Here is an 18,101-nt window from a genome sequence, read left to right on the forward strand (position 1 = left end):
AGTAATAAGAAAATTTTTGTACTGCGAAAAAGGCGACAGTAAAAATATTCCCCTTTAGGACCTGAATTATTAGTTGTGATTTCTCGGACAAGGAACTTTATTGCCGACCGGTGGAGACGAACCCTCCTGTTTAATCTAAATATACTACTTTGCCGGTATGGAAGGACTCCGTCGCGGCATAGGCCATTGCCGTGGATTGAACACCGTCAATTACACCGACGCCCGGCTTTTTATCCGTCAAAATGCAATTTACAAAGTGCTCCATTTCGTTCAGGTAGGCAGTTTCAAACCGTTCTAAAAATCCGCCCACACATTCATTGGTTACGCCATTTTCATTGGCAAGGGTAACCAGATTCTTATAAGGAACGGTGCCAATCCGCAGGGAGCCTCTGGTGCCAATCACCTCCGTTTCGACATGATAGCCGTGGGCGCACATCCGCCCCGCATAAAATAAACCCATGGCCCCGTTTTGAAATTGAAGCATGGCGGCGCCATTATCCACATCGCCGTATTTGGCAAATTCTTTATACTCAAAGCAGGCGCCGACCGCATAGACGCTTTTGGCCTCGGCAGCCAGCAGCCACCTGGACAGGTCGAAATCGTGGATGGCCATGTCCAGGAAAAGGCCGCCGCTCTTTGCCGCAAAGGCAATGGCTCCGTCAATTGCACTGACCGGATCGATGCCATAACAGCGGATAAGCACCGGTTTGCCGATATAACCCGCTTCGATTTTTCTTTTAGCATAGACATAGGAGGGATCAAAGCGCCGCATAAATCCAAGCTGAAAGATTTGGCCGGGATATTTTTCCACGATCTGCCTGGCCGATAGCACTTCTTCCATCCCGATTCCCAGCGGTTTTTCACTGAATACATGAAAACCGGCTTCTAACGCCTGGGCAATCTGCCGGCAGTGCTCGGTTGAAGAAGAACAAATACTGATAGCGTCTAAATCCTGGTTTTTGAGCATTTCGGCAAAGTCATTATAGCCGTAGGGAATGCCCCATTCTTGTTGGACTGCATCCACTTCCGCCGGGATAATGCTGCAGACGGCAGTTAGTTCCGCGCTGGGAAGCCGGAACGCAATATTTTCGGCGTGACGCCGGCCTAACCGGCCTAATCCCACCGTACCGATTCGAATCTTTTTCATAAATAAGCTCCTCTCTATTTTTCTGTGCCATTATCGGCAAGAACCTACTGGCTACAAAATACTTCTGCCAAGAGCTTTACTTAATTCGTCGATCTTTTGGTCAACATTATCTTTATTAATTACTTTAGTGCCGGTATTAATCCGTTTTTCAACCGGTTCTCCTTTCGCCGCCTTCATGGCAGATTCAACGCTTAAATACCCCATTTTAATGGCGTCCTGGGCAACCGACGCATCCAACTGGCCTGCTTTGATTGCCCGCAAGGCGTCGGGACTGGCGTCAAAACCAACTACGGGAACATGGATATTAGCTGCTTCCAGCGCTTTGATAGCACCTAACGCCATTTCATCGTTTGCCGCAAAAACGGCTTCAAACTCTTTCTTGCTTTGTATAATATTTTCCATAACCGTTAAGGCCATGGCGCGGTCACTATTAGCGGGCTGAACTGTTGTAATTTCTAATTCATTTTCCTTTAAGGCTTCTTTGCAGCCGTTAACCCGGGTATCCATATTCGGGTCGCCCACGTTGCCTCCCAGAATGACAACTCTAGAGCCCTTAGGCAGTTTTTTTGCCAAATAGTTGCCGGCATCTTTGCCCCCTAAAAAGCTCTCAGTACCTACATAAGAAACTTTAGAATCCCAGGGAATATCCGTATCCACAAGTACTACCGGTATTTTGGCGGATTTTGCCTTGTTGAGAACCGGAATGGCACTGGACGGCTGGGAGGTAGCAATGACTAAAGCATTTACCCTTTTGGCAATTTGGTCTTCGATCATCGCGATCTGACCGGTTACATCCGTTTCGGAATTCGGGCCAATTACAGTGACATCAAGGCCAAGTTTTTCGCCCGCCTGCTTTGCTCCGTATTCTACCAGTTTCCAGTAATCGCTGTTTAGAGCCTTTACGACAACCCCTATTCTCGTTTTTTCCGGAACTTTTTTGGAGTGAGTTGGTTGATTTTCCTGAGAACCGCCGCAACCTGTCAGAAGTAAGGAAATGGTAACCAGTAAACATACCAGTACAGTGAACCCTTTTTTCATCCAAATTTCTCTCCTTTTTTAATTAATAGGAAATTAACGGTGCTCGGCGTATAAAGTTTTTTTGCTTTCACCCCTAACTCTGTCGGATTTATATCCTACTTTTCGCAGTCCTCTGTTATTCTAGTTCAGGATGCGAAATGCGGGAAACATAGCAAATCTATAAATATTGTTAAGTTTAGGCTTGACAGATTTTATAGATTTGTGCAAGCGTATGCATTTACGGTTATTAGTATAGAAATGTTGTAATCTTGTAAATATATGGCGATTTTCTGACCTGTATGGAGGTAATCATTTATATTCATCAGAAAAAAACGATATTTATGCAAGCGTATGCATAAGCGGACATTTAAAAACCAAGGATTGACTTTTCTTCCACTTAAAGACCCCTTGGTTTTTTTTTGCTACCGCATGATTCTCTAATAATCAGCTTTGGCTGGACTGCCAGTCTTTGTTTAACAGATGATTGCCCACAGGTCAGAGATTCAATCAGGCGCTTACAGGTTAACAGGGCAACTTCTTCAAAAGGTTGATGAATCGAAGTCAGATACGGCTGAAAATAGGTGCACAGTTTAACATTATCATAACCGACAACGGCGATATCTTCGGGCACGTTAATCTGCATTTCCTTTAACGCCGAGATTGCGCCTAAAGCCATTAAATCATTCTGTCCGAAAATTGCCGTAATCCCTTTTAAAGCATCCCGGTTATCTTTGATTAATTGATAACCGGAATGAAAGGTAGCGTCCCCAAAAAGAACGGGATTCGAACTAAAAGATAGAGTATTATCCTGAAAAGCCGCCTTATACCCTTCCGTCCGGCGCTCAAATTCGCCGCCGGAAACGTTGGCGGAAATGCACAGTATTCGTTTGTGTCCGAGGTCAATCAAATGCTGGGTCGCCAAATAGCCGCCCTTAAACTGATCGACGTGCACGTAGTCTACATCTTTTGTGCGGCATAGGGTCGGCAGATATTTGCAGAAGATGTAAGGGATGTTGGCTTCCTCAAGGATAGCCATGCTTTCCGTGTCTAATTCCTGTTGTAAAATAATGAGACCGTCAATTTTTCTGGCGGTTATTAACTTGCGAATATTGTTTTGTCCGGTAAACCGGTTTTTCAATAAAGAGATGATAACATCATATTCCAAGTGCTCTAAATTTTCAATCAGCGCATCCTGCCAGGCTAAATAATGCACATCATGGTCATGGTCAAACATTCGCTTAAGGCAGATGATCCCAACAGTACGAGTCTTACTGGTACTTAAACTCCGGGCACTGGCATTAAATTGAAAGCCCTGTTCCTGCGCAATTTTCAGTACGCGCTGTTTTGTTTTTTCCGAAATCACCGGACTGTTATTTAGACAGCGCGACACGGTGGACTGGCTTACGTTAGCGAGTTTGGCAATGTCTTTGGTTGTGATTGGCATATATTCGTCCTTTTATAAAATTAATGCATACGCTTGCTTAAAATAAGTATAGGATATTTCTTTTTTACTGTAAAGAGTCCGGAAGTAAAAATTCCCTATTACCAATTACCGAAAAAGCACGCTAGCGGTTTTTCTTACATTCCAATATAAAAAGGCCTCAATTTATGATATAATTAACATAATATCAAATTGTTAAAAGGGGAGGGGCCGGTTATGAGAAGGGCAACCTTTATCCGTATTTTAGCCGGTATTAAACTGGTTTCAAATAATGTAAGCATTGTGGAAAATTTCAATAATAAAGCACTGGTAACCATTCGGGTTCCTGAAATTGTCGGAGAATCGCCCAAGCAGTTCCGGTCCCTGAAAAAAGTTCTTTCCTATTGTTCGTATTACAGCATCAGGCCGGATGACGATGAATTAGTTATAACCCTGGAATTTGAGTGGCAATAGAGAGTACCTCGTAGGGATGATGCTCGTAAATTATAAATCATAAACATAAGGAATCTTTCCGAAAAGACCGCACTGCCGGTCTTTTTTAATAGGTATTTCCTCTGGCCGCCGCATATACTGTAGGCAGCAATGAAATTGCAGGGAAGTGATTTTGAATGCCGTTGACGCATGATTTTCATGGCAATTTAGTTTATACCGGAGCAAGCCGGATAATTGGTTAAATGTTGATTCCGGTGATTCACCTGTTTGAGCGGACTTTAAAATACTATGCCGGTAGAAATAGATTCGGACGGATTTTTCCGCCGTATACCTTGCGCTAAGGGACTTTTTTTTATTATGCTATTGGTAAGAGAGATTACTATGTAACGGAGGGATCGGGATGAGCCGAAGAATGTTGGAGCTGGCCCGGGCACAGCGGGAATTTCTTATCCGGTGCCGGCGGGACTTTCATAAATTTGCCGAGGTTGCCTGGAGCGAATTCAGGACGGCTTCGATTGTGGCGGAAACATTAGCCGGACTGGGATATGAGGTTTTAGCCGGGAAAGAGGTAATGGATTTTCAAGCCAGGATGGGAGTTCCATCGGCGGCCGAATTGGCAATACAGGAAAAACGGGCGTTGTCTCAGGGGGCCAGGCCGGAATGGATGTCCAGGATGAGCGGTGGCCAAACCGGGGTTGTGGGAGTTATGAAATTTTCTCAGCCGGGGCCGACAGTAGCCTTTCGTTTTGACATGGATGCCAATGATATTGTCGAGGCTGACGATGAACCCCACCGTCCTTGGCAAGCGGGGTTTGCTTCCGTTAATAACGGCGCTATGCATGCCTGCGGCCATGATGGACATACCGCGATCGGGCTGGCGCTGGCGAAAATTTTAGCGGCTGCCAAGGAGAGTCTGGAGGGCTGCGTGAAGTTGATTTTTCAGCCGGCCGAGGAAGGGGTGCGGGGCGCCAAAGCCATGGTTGCCCGCGGTGTTGTTGATGACGTAGATTATTTGATTGGTATGCATCTGGGGATGGGCCTCAAAAAAAGTGGAACCATGACCTGCCGTACGGAAGGATTCTTGGCGACGAGCAAACTGGATGCCGTTTACACGGGTGTTCCGGCTCACGCCGGGGCGGCTCCGGAAACCGGACGTAACGCATTATTGGCCGCGGCGGCGGCAGTGCTTAATCTGCACGCTATTTCCCGCCACAGCCAAGGAGCGTCCCGGGTTAATGTCGGGGCCCTGCAGGCCGGGACAGGCCGTAATGTTGTGCCGGCGAAGGCGGTGTTGAAATTGGAGACGCGTGGTACTACCACTGAAATTAACGAATATATGTACCAGGAAGCGGAGCGGATTTTAAAAGCTGCCGCCGCTATGTACGGTGTGACGGTAAGCCTGAAGGAAATGGGCGGCGCGGCCGGTGGTGTCAATGACCCGGAATTGGTGGAGCGTCTTCAAGGGATCGCTGAAAAAAGCCGTTTTTTTGAAACTGTTTTACCTGCCGCCAATATCGGCGGCAGTGAAGACTGCACGTGCTTTATGGAACGAGTCCGGCAAAGGGGCGGAAAGGCCGCTTACTTGACTGTGGGGGCAGATCTGACGGCAGGGCATCACGATTGCCGGTTTGATTTTGACGAGGAAGTGCTGGTCACAGCGACTGCTTTATTAGGGGAATTCGCCGCCGATCTTTTACGGATAAAACAAACCTAGCCGGTTTTTGCCGGCAAAGAAAAATCCCCCTGTGCAGACAAGGGGTTAAAGGGGTAATAGGTAATAGTGTCTAAGGGGAACTGATTTATTGTTACACACCCGGTTTGGATGTGACGTTTTCATTTTCTTGTTTTTATCATACAGCAAACCGGATCGCAGGGTGTTAAGACCAGATTAAGATTTCGTTAATTATATAAGAAAGACCGCTGCGCAGTCTTTCGGCTCATGGCGCAGGAAGAAAGTTCTCCATAAAAAAAGTCCCTGTAAAAACAGGGAAAAGAAATGGATAGTTACTATCAGAAGGGACAGTTAGAATTAAAGACCATGGAGAGGATGACCATTACAATTTGATTATATAATGGATAAACGAAAGGTTTGTTATGGGAATATTAATTATTGGTAAATTTCAAAGCTGTAATTGTGACCGGCGTTGTTATCCCAATTATTGGCGCAATCTTTAAAGGCCATATTGAGAGTGGTGGAATGGTTTACCGGGATGTCAGCCTCGAAGCCCTGGGACGTTCTCAGCATCTGATGGTCATAGGTTTCGGACCAGTGATTGCCAAAGCCGGTGTGGGCGTAGATGTGTTCGGCGCCGCTTTGAGCCAGCAGCCCGTTATAGACTACCCGCACCCTATTGGAACCGGAGTGAAGAATTACGCCATGGTTCTGGTATTTGTCGGTATTTTTGGTTAACATAGTATGACCTCCTTTATATAATTAGGATATAACTTAGGATGTCCTTTTTTTTATGGGTTCATGACTGTTAATATATGGGGTAAATGCGGTGTAATATTTTAGTTTGATTTATTTTTAAACGTTGTAAACTAAGAAAATCCAGTCAAATATGCATAAGAAAGCAGCCTGCTTGCGAGACTCTCGTAAGCAGGCTGTTGGCCGAAAGACGCATCAGTGATCTTTTAGATGGCACGCAACCAGGTGGCCGTTGCCTAAATCCTTCAGGATCGGTTCCTCTTCGGCGCAACGGTCCATAGCATAAGAGCACCGGGTCCGGAACCGGCAACCCGAGGGTGGATTCACCGGATTGGGCACATCTCCTTCCAGGCGGATTCGTTCCCGCTTACTCTCAATGTACGGATCCGGAATGGGAATGGCTGATAAAAGCGCCAGGGTATAAGGGTGTAAGGGTTGAGTGTAAAGTTCTTCCGTTTTGGCCAATTCCACGATTTTGCCAAGGTACATGACAGCAACCCGGTTGCTGATATGCTTGACCATTGCCAGGTCATGAGCAATAAACAAATAAGTCAGACCCAGTTCCCGCTGCAGTTGTTCCAATAGATTGACAACCTGTGCCTGGATGGAAACATCTAAGGCCGAGATGGGCTCGTCGCAAATAATAAAGCTTGGATTTACGGCCAAAGCGCGGGCGATGCCGACGCGTTGCCGCTGGCCCCCGCTGAATTCATGGGGGAAGCGGTTGGCGTGCTCGGGATTGAGGCCGACCAGTTTTAACAGGCTGATAATTCGTTCCGTCCGTTCCGAACCGGCGGCCAGACGGTGGATATTCAGCGGTTCGCCGATGATATCACCTACGGTCATGCGCGGATTCAACGATGCGTAAGGGTCCTGAAAAATCATCTGCATTTCCCGGCGCAGTGTTTTTTCCGCAAAGCCGGTGGCTAGCGATTTTCCCTGAAAAATGATGTCGCCGGCCGTAGGGGTATATAAGCGGATTAGCGTCCGGCCTGTTGTCGATTTGCCGCAGCCGCTTTCTCCCACGAGTCCCAGGGTTTCACCGGGATAGATATCAAAACTGACATTGTCGACGGCTTTTAGATAGGCTGTGGGGCGGCCCAGAAAATCCGTGCCGGCGGTAAAATATTTTTTTAGATTGCGAACCTTTAGGATCGGTTCCTGTTTCATGAACCAGCCGCCTCCCTCCATACCTTGGGTGCGCCAGGATGTTGCAGCCAACATTTGACGCGGTGCTCTTCGCTGATTTGGGTAATTTGCGGGTCCATTTCGGTGCAAACCTGCATCGCGTAGGAGCAGCGAGGATGGAAGGGACAGCCTGCCGGCGGTTGCAAAAGGTCGGGCGGCTGCCCGTCAATGACTGCCAATTGCTGCTTTTGCTGAGCGTCCAGGCGGGGGACTGATTTTAGCAACCCCCAGGTGTAGGGATGCTGCGGGTTATGAAAGACATCGCGAATCGAACCGGCCTCACACACCGTACCCGCGTACATAACGACGATGCGACGGCATAAACCGGCCACAACCCCGAGGTCGTGGGAAATGAGGATAATGGATGTGTTAAACTGGGATTTGAGATTTTTCATTAAATCCAGAATTTGAGCCTGAATAGTAACATCGAGGGCTGTCGTCGGTTCGTCGGCAATCAACAGTTTAGGGTTGCAGGACAGGGCCATGGCAATCATAGCCCGCTGGCGCATACCGCCGCTGAATTGATGGGGGTAGTTCCGGACCCGGTCCTCGGGACAGGGAATGCCCACCAACCGGAGCAGTTCCACGGCTCGCGTCAAGGCAGCCTGACGCGGCAGGTTTTGATGCAGTTGCAGCGCTTCGGCAATTTGCAGGCCGATGGTTAAGACCGGATTGAGAGAGGTCATGGGGTCTTGGAAGATCATGCCGATTTCATTGCCGCGAATCGTTTCCATTTCTTTCGCCGACTTTTTTAATAAATCTACTCCGTTAAACAGGATTTTTCCTTGGACAATCCGGCCGGGCGGTGTAGGAATCAACCGCATGATCGAATGGGCCGTCACGCTTTTGCCGCAGCCCGATTCACCGACAATGCCCACGGCTTCCCCCTGTTGCACATCAAAGCTGACCTGGCGGACGGCCTTGACTTCCCCGGCGTAGGTGTCAAAGGATACGGCTAAATCTTCTATTTGTAATAATGGTGTCATATCTACTCCTCCTTATCGCCGCATGCGGGGATCCAGCGCGTCGCGCAGACCGTCGCCCAGAAAGTTAAACGCCAGCATCGTGATACTGATAGCCAGGGCCGGGAAAAACAGCTGGAAGGGATAGGAGCGCAGGCTGGTAACCCCTTCGGAGGCCAGAACCCCCCAACTGGCCATGGGAGCAGACACGCCCAGGCCGATAAAGCTTAAAAAGGCTTCGGTGAAGATGGCCTCGGGGATGGCCAGCGTCATAGTAATGATAATGGGGCCCATGCTGTTGGGGAGCAGATGACGGAACAAAATGCGCCATTTGCCGGCGCCGATGGTTCGCGCCGCCAGTACATATTCTTGTTCCTTGAGGCTCAGAATCTGACCCCGCACAATGCGCGCCATCCGGAGCCAGTAGGCAATGCCCAGGGCTATAAAGATGTTGGATAAACCGGGTTTTAAGAGTACCATTAATAAAATAACGTACAGTAAAACCGGAATGCCATATAAAACGTCGACGATATTCATCATGATCTTATCCACGCGGCCGCCGAAAAAGCCGGCGATGCCGCCATACAATACGCCGATGGTCAAATTGATTAAGCTGGCCACAATGCCGATGGAGAGTGAGATGCGGGCGCCATACAGGACGCGGATGAAAAGGTCCCGGCCCAGATTATCGGTGCCGAACCAGTGTTGACTGTCAGGCGGATGATTGGCGAGAGCCAGATCCTGGTCCGAGTAGGATATATGGCTGAACCAGGGCCCCGCCACGGCAATGAGCGCAATTACCAGGATGGTATATAAACCGGCCATGGCCATTTTATTTTTTTTCAGACGCCGCCAGGCATCCTGCCAGTAGGTGGTGCTGGGACGGACGACGGTGTCGGCGGGACCGCTGCGGACAACGGGCTGAAACAGGTCCGGACTTATTTGCATCGTTTATCCCTCCTTCTTTCCGTCCAGCTTTATGCGGGGATCAAGCAGCGGATAGATTAAGTCAACGGCCAAATTAAGGCCGACAACCAGAATGCTGTAAAAGATGGTGACACCCAGGATGGTGGTATAATCCCGGTTGTAAATACTGGTCACATAATAGCGTCCCAGGCCGGGAATGGCAAACATCGTTTCCACCACGAAGCTGCCTGTCAGGATGGCGGCGGCCATGGGTCCGATGTAGGTGACCACCGGGATCAGGGCATTTTTTACGGCGTGCCGGTACATGACAAGATATTCGGGCAATCCTTTGGAGCGGGCTGTTTTAATATAATCCTGTCCCAGAATTTCCAACATACTCGAACGGGTCAGCCGGGCAATGAAGGCCGTAGGCATGCCGGCCAGGGCCAGGGAAGGCAGAACCATATATTCCGGGCCGCCCCACATGGCGGCGGGAAACAGTTCGAGTTTAATGGCAAAGAAATAGATTAAAACGGCAGCGATCACAAAATTGGGCACGGCTACGCCGATGGTGGCAAAAAACATGGTGGCGTAATCTTGCCATTTATTTTGCCGCAAGGCGGCGACAACCCCGGCCGGGATGCCGATAATGACGGAAATGGCAATACTGATCATGCCTAATTCAAAGGATACGGGGAAGCTTTCGCCGATAATGTCGTTGACCGTACGGCCCTGATATTTGAAAGAAGGGCCAAAATCCCAGTGAGCCAGATGAGTCAGGTAGTCCGTATATTGCTTCCACAAGGGATCATTCAGCCGGTAACGGTCCTGAATATTTTTTAAAATAGCCGGCGGAAGATCTTTTTCTCCCGTAAACGGTCCTCCGGGAATGGCATGCATAAGGATAAAGGTGATGGTAATAATGACGAGTAGAACCAAAAAGGCGCTGACAAGATGTTTCAATGTATATTTCAGCATGGCTTCGCTCCTTTCCGCGCCGGAACAGAAGAGGTATACGACCCCGTATACCTCTTCGCCGCCGTATTGCGTTTATTTTTGGATGTAGGCTTCCTTGACGTTGACCCGGCCGGTGGCCGACAGGACAAGGCCTTTGACATACGGTTTGACACAATAGTTGTAATTGTAAAAATAAATGGGCGCCACACCCATGTCGTCGATCAGAATTTTTTCCGCCTCATGCATATTCTGCATGCGCAATTTCTGGTCGTTGCTTACCTGGGCGGCTTCAATCAGCTTGTCATAGGCCGGATTGTCATACTTGCCCCAGTTGTTGCCGCCATAGGAAAGAAAGTAATCGCCGAAGGTCATAGGGTCCGTATAGTCGCCGATCCAGCCGGCGCGGGCCACCTGGAAATTGCCGGCTCTACGGTTTTCCAGGAATACTTTCCATTCCTGGTTTTGAATAGTTACCGTTACGCCCAGGTTCTTTCTCCACATTTCCTGAACGGCTTCGGCAATGGCTTTGTTATTGTCATTGGTATTATAGATGAGCGTAATGGGCGGCAGGCCCTGACCGTCCGGATAACCGGCCTCGGCCAGCAATTTTTTCGCCTGGGCCACATCCGTTTGGAAAAGAGCGCCTTGTTCTTCCCGGAAATCCTTGTCGGTAAGCGGGTCGGTGAATCCCGGCGGGATCCAGGCGGTGGCCGGCGTGGCAGTGCCTTTCAGAATATCCTTGGTAATAGCATTCCGGTCAATGGCCAGGGCAAAGGCTTTGCGGACCTTGGGGTTGTCAAAGGGGGCCTTGCGGTTATTAAACTCGTAATAGTAGGTGCCCAGGTATTTGCCCAGCTTAAATTTGCCTTCCTTTTGCAGACGGGGAACTTCCGTCATGGGCGGATCCCACATAAAATCGAGTTGATTATTTTCAAACATGGACAGACCCGTCGTAGTGACCTCCACCAAGTCCCATTCCAGTTTGTTCAGTTTCACTTTATCTTTGTCCCAGTACTGGTCGTTTTTGACCATTTCCAGTTTGCTGTTATGGACCCAGTTGACCAGTTTGAAGGGGCCGTTGCCGACAAAGGTTTTTACATTATTGGCCCAGTTGTCGCCGTCGGCTTCCACGACTTTTTTGTCCACCGGGTAGGTCGAATTGTGGGCTACCACAGCCAGGAAGTAAGCTGTCGGTTTTTCCAGGGTCACTTCCAGGGTTTTGTCGTCCAGAGCCTTTACACCGACCTGGTCGGCCGTAGCCTTGTTGTTGTTGTAAGCCTCAGCATTTTTGATGGGGTACAGCATATAAGCGTATTGCGCCGCCGTGGCCGGATTTAAGAGCCGCTTCCAGGCAAACTCAAAATCCTGGGCTGTTACCGGGTCGCCGTTGGACCATTTGGCATTGGGACGGATATGGAAAATATATTTTAACCCGTCTGGCGAAATTTCCCACTTTTCGGCCGCCGCCGGTACAGGCATATCTTTGTCATTCAGCGCCGTCAGCCCTTCAAATAGTGCCAGTTGATAATTGGACTCCGGCACGCCGGTGACTTTGGCCGGATCAAGACTTTCCGGCTCGCCGCCGACCTCGATGCGAAGGGCCTGTTCTTTCGTGCCGGCGGAACTGCCGCAGCCCGCCGCCAGGAAGCCGGACAGGGCTATAATCAGCAGCAGGGCCATCCCCTTTTTCCAATTCATTACCTCTCCTCCTTATTTTTTTGGATCTTAAAGACCCCTTTGGGTCTTTTTTGTGGGATCAGAAAGTATAACTTTTCGGATTGTTTCCAAATAACACATTCTTCTTAAGAAAGCCGAAAAGTAAAATACTTTCTTTCCATTTAAAAACCCTTCGGGTTTTCTTAAATAAAAAATATAATTCGGGTTTTATGCGCCAAATACCTGCCGTGTCAGCATCTGGAAGATATTTGTTTTTTTATACAGCGAAAAGAGTTCTTGAGTCCGTTGAGGAGATATAAGGCGATGATTTGTGTTTTTATGTTAGACAATTTTGTGGATTGGACATTACAATAGCGCTGCCGTTATGGAACAGGTAAAATTTTCCTGTTTTGTATAATTATTAACGAAACATAGTTTTCAAACAAAAAAATAGGCATCGACCCGTGATGCCAAAAAACAGACCGCCAGTCCCGGTTAAAATGTTACTGTCATGGTAGTGTAAAATCTGTTTCTGTCTCCTGTCGCTCCGCTATCGCCGACACTGGTATCGTTAATTTTTTGGTAGTTAAAATCAGCAACGGAGAATTTAATATTTTTATTAAGTTGATGAGTATAAGACACCAAATAGCCTTTGGCATTGCTATTAAGGCCTGTTGTCATCGCAGCAATATTGTAATCAATGATGCCTGCTTGATCTTCGATATAATAATAGCCGGCCGCCAAAGAATTTTTCCCGTCCAGTTTATAGCTTACAGTTGTCTGAAAGCCATTATTATCAGATGCTGAGCTGGCATGGGAAAATTCGGCGGAAATGGCGGCTTTGTCCGATAGTTTGTAAGTTCCGTAGCCGCTATAAAAATTAACGTTTCTTTTGGGTAAGGAGTACTCCGCCACGGTGCTGTCCCCATAAGAGACATGGGCAAACATCGCACCCATGTTTAATTTTGGACTGAGGTCTGTGCTTCCCTGCAGAGCATAAAACGTATCATTTTTCAGGCCGTCCTGATAATCGGTCTTAGCGGCCATTATGCTGATGTCGGTCGCGCCGACTTTTCCGGTGATATTAACTGCATACGGGGCGGAATGCCTGCCGATATAACCGTTGCAGTCATAGATTAGACCTTGGCCGATAGTCAGGTATTGCTTGCCGAGAGTATAGGTAAAGCCGGCATTTTTATACTTTACTCCGTAGGCGTCGACAGCAGCACTTTCCTGGGAGTTATTGTCTATATAGTCGGCCATAAAAGTACCCCAGTCATGTTGAAGCGTTTCATAGGTCGCGCGGGCATAGACATCCATATTCTTATTCAATGACGCCTCTGCATTCAAAGTAAGGAGAGCTTTGAAGCCGTTTCTTGTATAATCCGGATGTCCGCTGCTAAGGTCGCTGTCCCGCTGTGAACGCCATTGTGTATAAAGACTCCCGTCTATTTTAATGCTTTGGTCGGGATCTTCCGCCGCGAATGCGGTATTTACTGCCGATATAATTAAACTTGCTGTGAGCGCTATCAATATCTTTTTTTTCATTGGCTAGTCCTCCATCTCTATATTTTAGTTAAACATACTGGGCTGAACATGAAAGCATATAATGAATCCACCTCCTTCCCGTATCTTCCCGGCTTTCCGGTAACCATGGTGAGTAAAAGCCGGGTTACATTTTAGTAATTGTAAATCGGGCCGGTTACATTGATTTAGCATGAATAATAAAATAGCTTAAAGGGTAAATTTTTAACCTTTAAGCGTCATTGCTAAAATAGTTTATGGTAAAAAATGGTAAATCACAGTTATTAATATAACATACTAGTATAAATTGATCAACAATAATTTGTAAATTTATACCATTTATGGTTAATGGTAATTTACTGTTAAAATATAAATAAAAATCTCTGCAACTTTGCAGAGATTTTTATTTATATTTTGGCTTGCACAGGGGCTTATTCCGGGAATCCCATTTTTTTCAGCAGAATCCGGAGGAGGACGACGAGAAGGTATTTTCTCCCCCAAACCAAAAGAGAAGAATAATAATGATGATGATAATCCAGATCCACCAACTGTTACCGCGAAAATCCATTGTGATTCCTCCTTATTCGTAGTTAACAGATTCAGGCTATTATATCGTATGCTTAGGCCGGTAAATGTGTTATTACTGTTACTAAGAGAATAAGGCGGATCGGCCCGATTAAGCTAAGCTAGTCCTGGTAGGCCGTCAACAGAAAATAGAGCAGGGTAAGGGAAAGCAGCCAGGGGGTAATCGCCGACACGGAACATAATAGGTCGGCTATATGGGCGACGTCCATGTTTTCACTCCTCTAAAAATAGAATACATAACATTCTATGAAGGGCCGGCGGAAAATATGCCGGGTCTTTCTTGGCCGATACAGATTTTTCCGCCGAGTATTGTAGACCGGGCAGTGATTCGGTATACTTAAATAAAAATAGGGTCTTGGGAGAATTTTGATGATGAAGATCGGAATCGTTGATGCGGACCTGCTCGGTCACGGTACGCGCCATCCCAATATTGCATTAATGAAAATCAGCGCATATAAAAAGGCGGCCGGTCATACTGTACAATTAGTGAAAAGTTATGAGGAGCTGGGGTTGGATTTTACGGCCGGCTTTTTTAGTCCGGGAGAGGTGATTGGTCTCTATGACGAAATCTACTTGGGAAAGGTGTTTACTTTTACGCCAATTCCGCCGGGAATTACCGCCGGTAAAAATGTCATTTACGGCGGCACCGGTTTTCTACCCGAGGAGTGCCCGGATTTGGCCTATGAAGTGGAACACCACCGGCCGGATTATCACTTGTATGATGACTACGTGCGGCAGGAAATTGCCCGGGGCCTTAAAAAGAACCGTTTTGCCGATTATATGGAGTATTCCATTGGTTTTGCCACGCGGGGCTGTTTTCGCAAGTGCGCCTTTTGTGTCAATAAAAAATATGATAAAGTCTTTTTTCATGCCCCGGTAAAAGAATTTTTCGATCCGTCCCGCAAATATATTTATCTTTGGGATGACAACATCCTTGGATATGAAAAATGGCGCCATGTATTTGACGAACTGGAGGAAATCGGCAGACCGTTTCAATTCCGGCAGGGTATGGATATGCGGCTTATGACGGAGGAAAGGGCGGCAGTGATTTCCCGGGCCAGGTACCGCGGCGATTATATCTTTGCCTTTGATCACCTGAAAGACCGCGAGTTGATTGAAAACAGACTGAAAATCTGGAAAAAATACTGCACTGGTACGACGAAGCTTTATATTCTTTGCGGTTTCGAGTCGCAGGATGCGCAGGATATTGAGGGCGTGTTTGAGCGGATTGCCATCTTGATGCGGTATCGCTGTTTGCCTTATATCATGCGTTATGACGCTTATAAAACAAGTGAATGGCGGGGTATTTATATTAATTTAGCGCGTTGGTGCAATCAACCGAACTTTTTTAAGAAGAAAAGTTTTCGGGAATATTGTGAAGTGAATGGCGGGGGAAGTTCAACAATGCGGTATTTGCAGGACTTCGAAAAAAAATACCCCCGTATTGCGCGAAAGTATTTTGACCTGAAATATGAAGCGGCACCAATATGTTTTTAAAAGACAGGGTCTTGACAAATTGACAGTTTTCGTTAAAAATGATACTGAGAGTTATATGAACGAGTATAATTCAAGGGGAGTAGCCATACGCAGCAGGACCGTCATCCCGGGTTTATACCCCGGCCCTGCTGGCAACTGTTGTTGTTGGTAAGACCTTGCCTATGCTTTTTAGGCAGGGTCTTTTTGCATAGTTATGAATTTTGATTCGAAAAGGGAGGCGAAGAGATGGTGGAATTTTTTCAGGGGCTAATAGCCGTTGTTTTTATTGATTTGATTTTAGCCGGCGATAACGCCATTGTGATTGGTATGGCTGCCGGACAGTTGCCGGCAGCCCGACAAAAACAGGCAATTATCTGGGGTACGGCGGGGGCTGTGATGATCCGGACATTTACTACCATAGCCGTTGTCTGGATGCTTACGATTCCGGCCTTGTTAGCCGGCGGCGGAGTCCTGCTGCTGTGGATTGCCTATAAATTGCTGACCGGCTCGAAACGGCACAGCAAGATTGCCGCGCAGGGGAGTTTGCTGGATGCTGTGCGGACAATTGTTGTTGCCGACGGGGTTATGGGAATTGATAATGTGATGGGGGTGGCCGGCGTTGCCCATGGTGATGTTTTACTGGTCATTCTGGGGCTTTTAGTCAGCGTGCCGATTATGGTGTGGGGAAGTACTCTTTTCCTGCGGCTGATGGAGAAGTTTCCATTTATTTTGGATCTAGGCGGTGTAGTTTTGGCTTGGACGGCCGGAACCATGATTGGGGAGGATCCCCTTCTACGGTCTGTTTTAATTTCGTTTCCGGCTGCTAAGTGGCTGATTCCGGCCGGAGCAGTTGTGGCAGTATTCGCGGCGGTCCGTCTGTCGGCGGGCTGGAAGAGAACCCATTAACGGGTGAAGGCATCCGGGGAGGGAATCGATTTGCTGGTAGGATATTTATTGTGGAACGCGGCTGTTTTTTGGCTGATGCGACTGGATAAAAAACGGGCCCGGCAAGGTGGCTGGCGCATCCGGGAGCGAACATTGTTTCTTTGCGCTCTGGGCGGGGGTGCCGGCGGGGCTTGGCTGGGCATGTATGCTTTCCGGCACAAGACCCGTCATATTGCGTTCGTCATAGGCATGCCGCTGCTATGGTTTATTAATCTTGTTTGTTTGTATTTTTGGCAGGGACGGTAAGACAAGGGGGCAGCCAATCCGTCCGGACTGGTACCTTTGGCGGTGCAGGTGATATAATATAAAGTAGTTTTATAAATAGTGGAGGGCATTTTATGAATGAGAAAATATTAAAAGCAATTGAGGAAATTAATAAACAAAATGAAGAACGGTGCGAGGCCATTTACGCACCGCAAAATCTGGTTGAAGCTCAGAAAAAACTGGATCAGGCAGCTGCTTACGCAGTAATCGGGCTGGACGGTCTTTTTAAAGACGGCTTGATTATCGCTGAGGATAAGGGGAATGCATTTGTCGAATTACAGGAGCGCATTTATCATGCGTTGATGCTATATTCGCCGGATGAGGCAGAAAAAATCGCCCAAAAAATCCGGGAAGCCTTAAAAAAGTAGCTGTCATATTCCCAGGTCTTCGGGGCCGACTGAGAAGAAATTCTTCTGTTAATTTTTTTCTCCCTAATACCGATATAATAATAAACAAAGTCACTTTAAGCAGAATTTGATAAGAAAGGTGGCGGTTGGAATGGACAGGGAGCTGCTATCGGTGGAGCCGGTTGGGCGGATAAGCAGGGTTGCCGGTGTGCGTCCGGTAAAGGGAAAAAAGGATGATCCCGGAAAGCAGCGGCGGGATGAGAAAAGAAATCCTTCCTCCGCCGCAGTAGAAGGAAATTCGTCAGAGACGAATGGGTGCGTTTTTACCGGGAGCAAAGTGGATTGCAAAATATAACCGGGGATGAATAGCAGCCTGAATTCCCGCACAATCTAGAAAGAGACAGCGCTTGCTGCGGGAAGGTGAGTTATATGGCGCTATGGCTGGAATTGATTCTTATCGCTATTGGGGCTGCTGTTCTGGATAAGGCCGTTGAGCTATTTTTTACCCTGCTTTCCTATTTAACCCGCCTTTGAGGAGTGAATGAAAAACCGTCCTGATTGGACGGTTTTTTAATATTATACTATATAGAAGGAAAAGGCTGGTTAAGAAATAGGCCGGAAAAAACGATATTATATATAGGAATCCACTATCAAACCAGGGAGGGATATGATATGGTACCGAAAGTTGCGGCGATAGAAAACGTTAAAAATCAAACCCGCAATGGAAAGCCTCCCTATTTCACCAAGGATGGATATAAGAAACAGGGGGCTAATTCGTTTGATCTTGCATTACGGAAAGTAATGCGGCGAACCCCGTAAAGGAGCC

General features: G+C 47.5%; 18 protein-coding genes. 8 read left to right on the forward strand and 10 right to left on the reverse strand.

The window, feature by feature from the left end; translation table 11 throughout:
* Window positions 1–130: 130 nt before the first annotated feature.
* From LUCIF_RS02160 to LUCIF_RS02170, 3 genes are all read right to left on the reverse strand, one after another.
* On the reverse strand, window positions 131–1,147 hold the full coding sequence (locus LUCIF_RS02160) for a Gfo/Idh/MocA family protein (protein ID WP_122626232.1): 1,017 nt from the start codon (window positions 1,145–1,147) through the stop codon (window positions 131–133).
* A gap of 51 nt (window positions 1,148–1,198) precedes the next feature.
* Window positions 1,199–2,185, reverse strand: coding sequence for a sugar ABC transporter substrate-binding protein (locus tag LUCIF_RS02165; protein WP_122626233.1), 987 nt, complete (start codon window positions 2,183–2,185; stop codon window positions 1,199–1,201).
* Between the two features lie 376 nt (window positions 2,186–2,561).
* Window positions 2,562–3,608 carry a LacI family DNA-binding transcriptional regulator gene (locus LUCIF_RS02170; protein ID WP_122626234.1) on the reverse strand — a complete coding sequence of 349 codons (1,047 nt, stop codon included), beginning with the start codon at window positions 3,606–3,608 and terminating at the stop codon, window positions 2,562–2,564.
* A gap of 213 nt (window positions 3,609–3,821) precedes the next feature.
* Between LUCIF_RS02170 and LUCIF_RS02175 the strand changes: the two genes are divergently transcribed.
* Both LUCIF_RS02175 and LUCIF_RS02180 read left to right on the forward strand, forming a co-directional pair.
* A complete protein-coding gene (locus LUCIF_RS02175) occupies window positions 3,822–4,058 on the forward strand; it encodes a hypothetical protein (protein WP_122626235.1) in 237 nt (78 codons plus the stop codon).
* A gap of 379 nt (window positions 4,059–4,437) precedes the next feature.
* Window positions 4,438–5,751: an amidohydrolase gene (locus LUCIF_RS02180; RefSeq protein WP_122626236.1), complete on the forward strand. Its 1,314-nt coding sequence runs from the start codon at window positions 4,438–4,440 to the stop codon at window positions 5,749–5,751.
* A gap of 393 nt (window positions 5,752–6,144) precedes the next feature.
* On the opposite strand, the gene LUCIF_RS02185 is transcribed toward LUCIF_RS02180, so the two are convergent.
* From LUCIF_RS02185 to LUCIF_RS02215, 7 genes are all read right to left on the reverse strand, one after another.
* Window positions 6,145–6,450: a carbohydrate-binding protein gene (locus LUCIF_RS02185; protein ID WP_122626237.1), complete on the reverse strand. Its 306-nt coding sequence runs from the start codon at window positions 6,448–6,450 to the stop codon at window positions 6,145–6,147.
* Window positions 6,451–6,660: 210 nt separating this feature from the next.
* Entirely contained in the window at window positions 6,661–7,635 is a 975-nt protein-coding gene (locus tag LUCIF_RS02190; RefSeq protein WP_122626238.1) for an ABC transporter ATP-binding protein, read from the reverse strand.
* Window positions 7,632–8,639 carry an ABC transporter ATP-binding protein gene (locus LUCIF_RS02195; RefSeq protein ID WP_122626239.1) on the reverse strand — a complete coding sequence of 336 codons (1,008 nt, stop codon included), beginning with the start codon at window positions 8,637–8,639 and terminating at the stop codon, window positions 7,632–7,634. The genes LUCIF_RS02190 and LUCIF_RS02195 overlap by 4 nt, the downstream gene beginning before the upstream one ends.
* A 12-nt stretch (window positions 8,640–8,651) precedes the next feature.
* Window positions 8,652–9,557 carry an ABC transporter permease gene (locus LUCIF_RS02200; protein ID WP_442404494.1) on the reverse strand — a complete coding sequence of 302 codons (906 nt, stop codon included), beginning with the start codon at window positions 9,555–9,557 and terminating at the stop codon, window positions 8,652–8,654.
* Between the two features lie 9 nt (window positions 9,558–9,566).
* A complete protein-coding gene (locus LUCIF_RS02205; protein WP_122626241.1) occupies window positions 9,567–10,499 on the reverse strand; it encodes an ABC transporter permease in 933 nt (310 codons plus the stop codon).
* Window positions 10,500–10,571: 72 nt separating this feature from the next.
* On the reverse strand, window positions 10,572–12,176 hold the full coding sequence (locus LUCIF_RS02210; protein ID WP_122626242.1) for a peptide ABC transporter substrate-binding protein: 1,605 nt from the start codon (window positions 12,174–12,176) through the stop codon (window positions 10,572–10,574).
* A gap of 453 nt (window positions 12,177–12,629) precedes the next feature.
* Complete coding sequence (locus LUCIF_RS02215) at window positions 12,630–13,682, reverse strand: hypothetical protein (RefSeq protein WP_122626243.1); 1,053 nt, start codon at window positions 13,680–13,682, stop codon at window positions 12,630–12,632.
* Between the two features lie 930 nt (window positions 13,683–14,612).
* Between LUCIF_RS02215 and LUCIF_RS02220 the strand changes: the two genes are divergently transcribed.
* The 6 genes from LUCIF_RS02220 to LUCIF_RS25915 all read left to right on the forward strand — a co-directional run bounded on the left by LUCIF_RS02220 (window position 14,613) and on the right by LUCIF_RS25915 (window position 18,094).
* Window positions 14,613–15,740, forward strand: coding sequence for a radical SAM protein (locus LUCIF_RS02220; RefSeq protein WP_207856857.1), 1,128 nt, complete (start codon window positions 14,613–14,615; stop codon window positions 15,738–15,740).
* Window positions 15,741–15,965: 225 nt separating this feature from the next.
* Window positions 15,966–16,625, forward strand: coding sequence for a YjbE family putative metal transport protein (locus LUCIF_RS02225; protein ID WP_122626244.1), 660 nt, complete (start codon window positions 15,966–15,968; stop codon window positions 16,623–16,625).
* 30 nt (window positions 16,626–16,655) lie between these two features.
* The gene (locus LUCIF_RS02230) at window positions 16,656–16,910 is read left to right on the forward strand and encodes a DUF1294 domain-containing protein (protein ID WP_243638651.1); all 255 of its coding nucleotides are present in this window, start codon (window positions 16,656–16,658) and stop codon (window positions 16,908–16,910) included.
* Window positions 16,911–17,002: 92 nt separating this feature from the next.
* Entirely contained in the window at window positions 17,003–17,296 is a 294-nt protein-coding gene (locus LUCIF_RS02235) for a hypothetical protein (RefSeq protein ID WP_122626245.1), read from the forward strand.
* A 130-nt stretch (window positions 17,297–17,426) separates the two neighbouring features.
* Window positions 17,427–17,630: a hypothetical protein gene (locus tag LUCIF_RS02240; RefSeq protein WP_122626246.1), complete on the forward strand. Its 204-nt coding sequence runs from the start codon at window positions 17,427–17,429 to the stop codon at window positions 17,628–17,630.
* A gap of 317 nt (window positions 17,631–17,947) precedes the next feature.
* On the forward strand, window positions 17,948–18,094 hold the full coding sequence (locus LUCIF_RS25915) for a hypothetical protein (RefSeq protein WP_165865852.1): 147 nt from the start codon (window positions 17,948–17,950) through the stop codon (window positions 18,092–18,094).
* Window positions 18,095–18,101: the final 7 nt, after the last annotated feature.

It is taken from the genome of Allolucifera butyrica, assembly GCF_900476375.1.
GTDB classification, from domain to species: Bacteria; Bacillota; Negativicutes; order Sporomusales; family UPPP01; genus Lucifera; species Lucifera butyrica.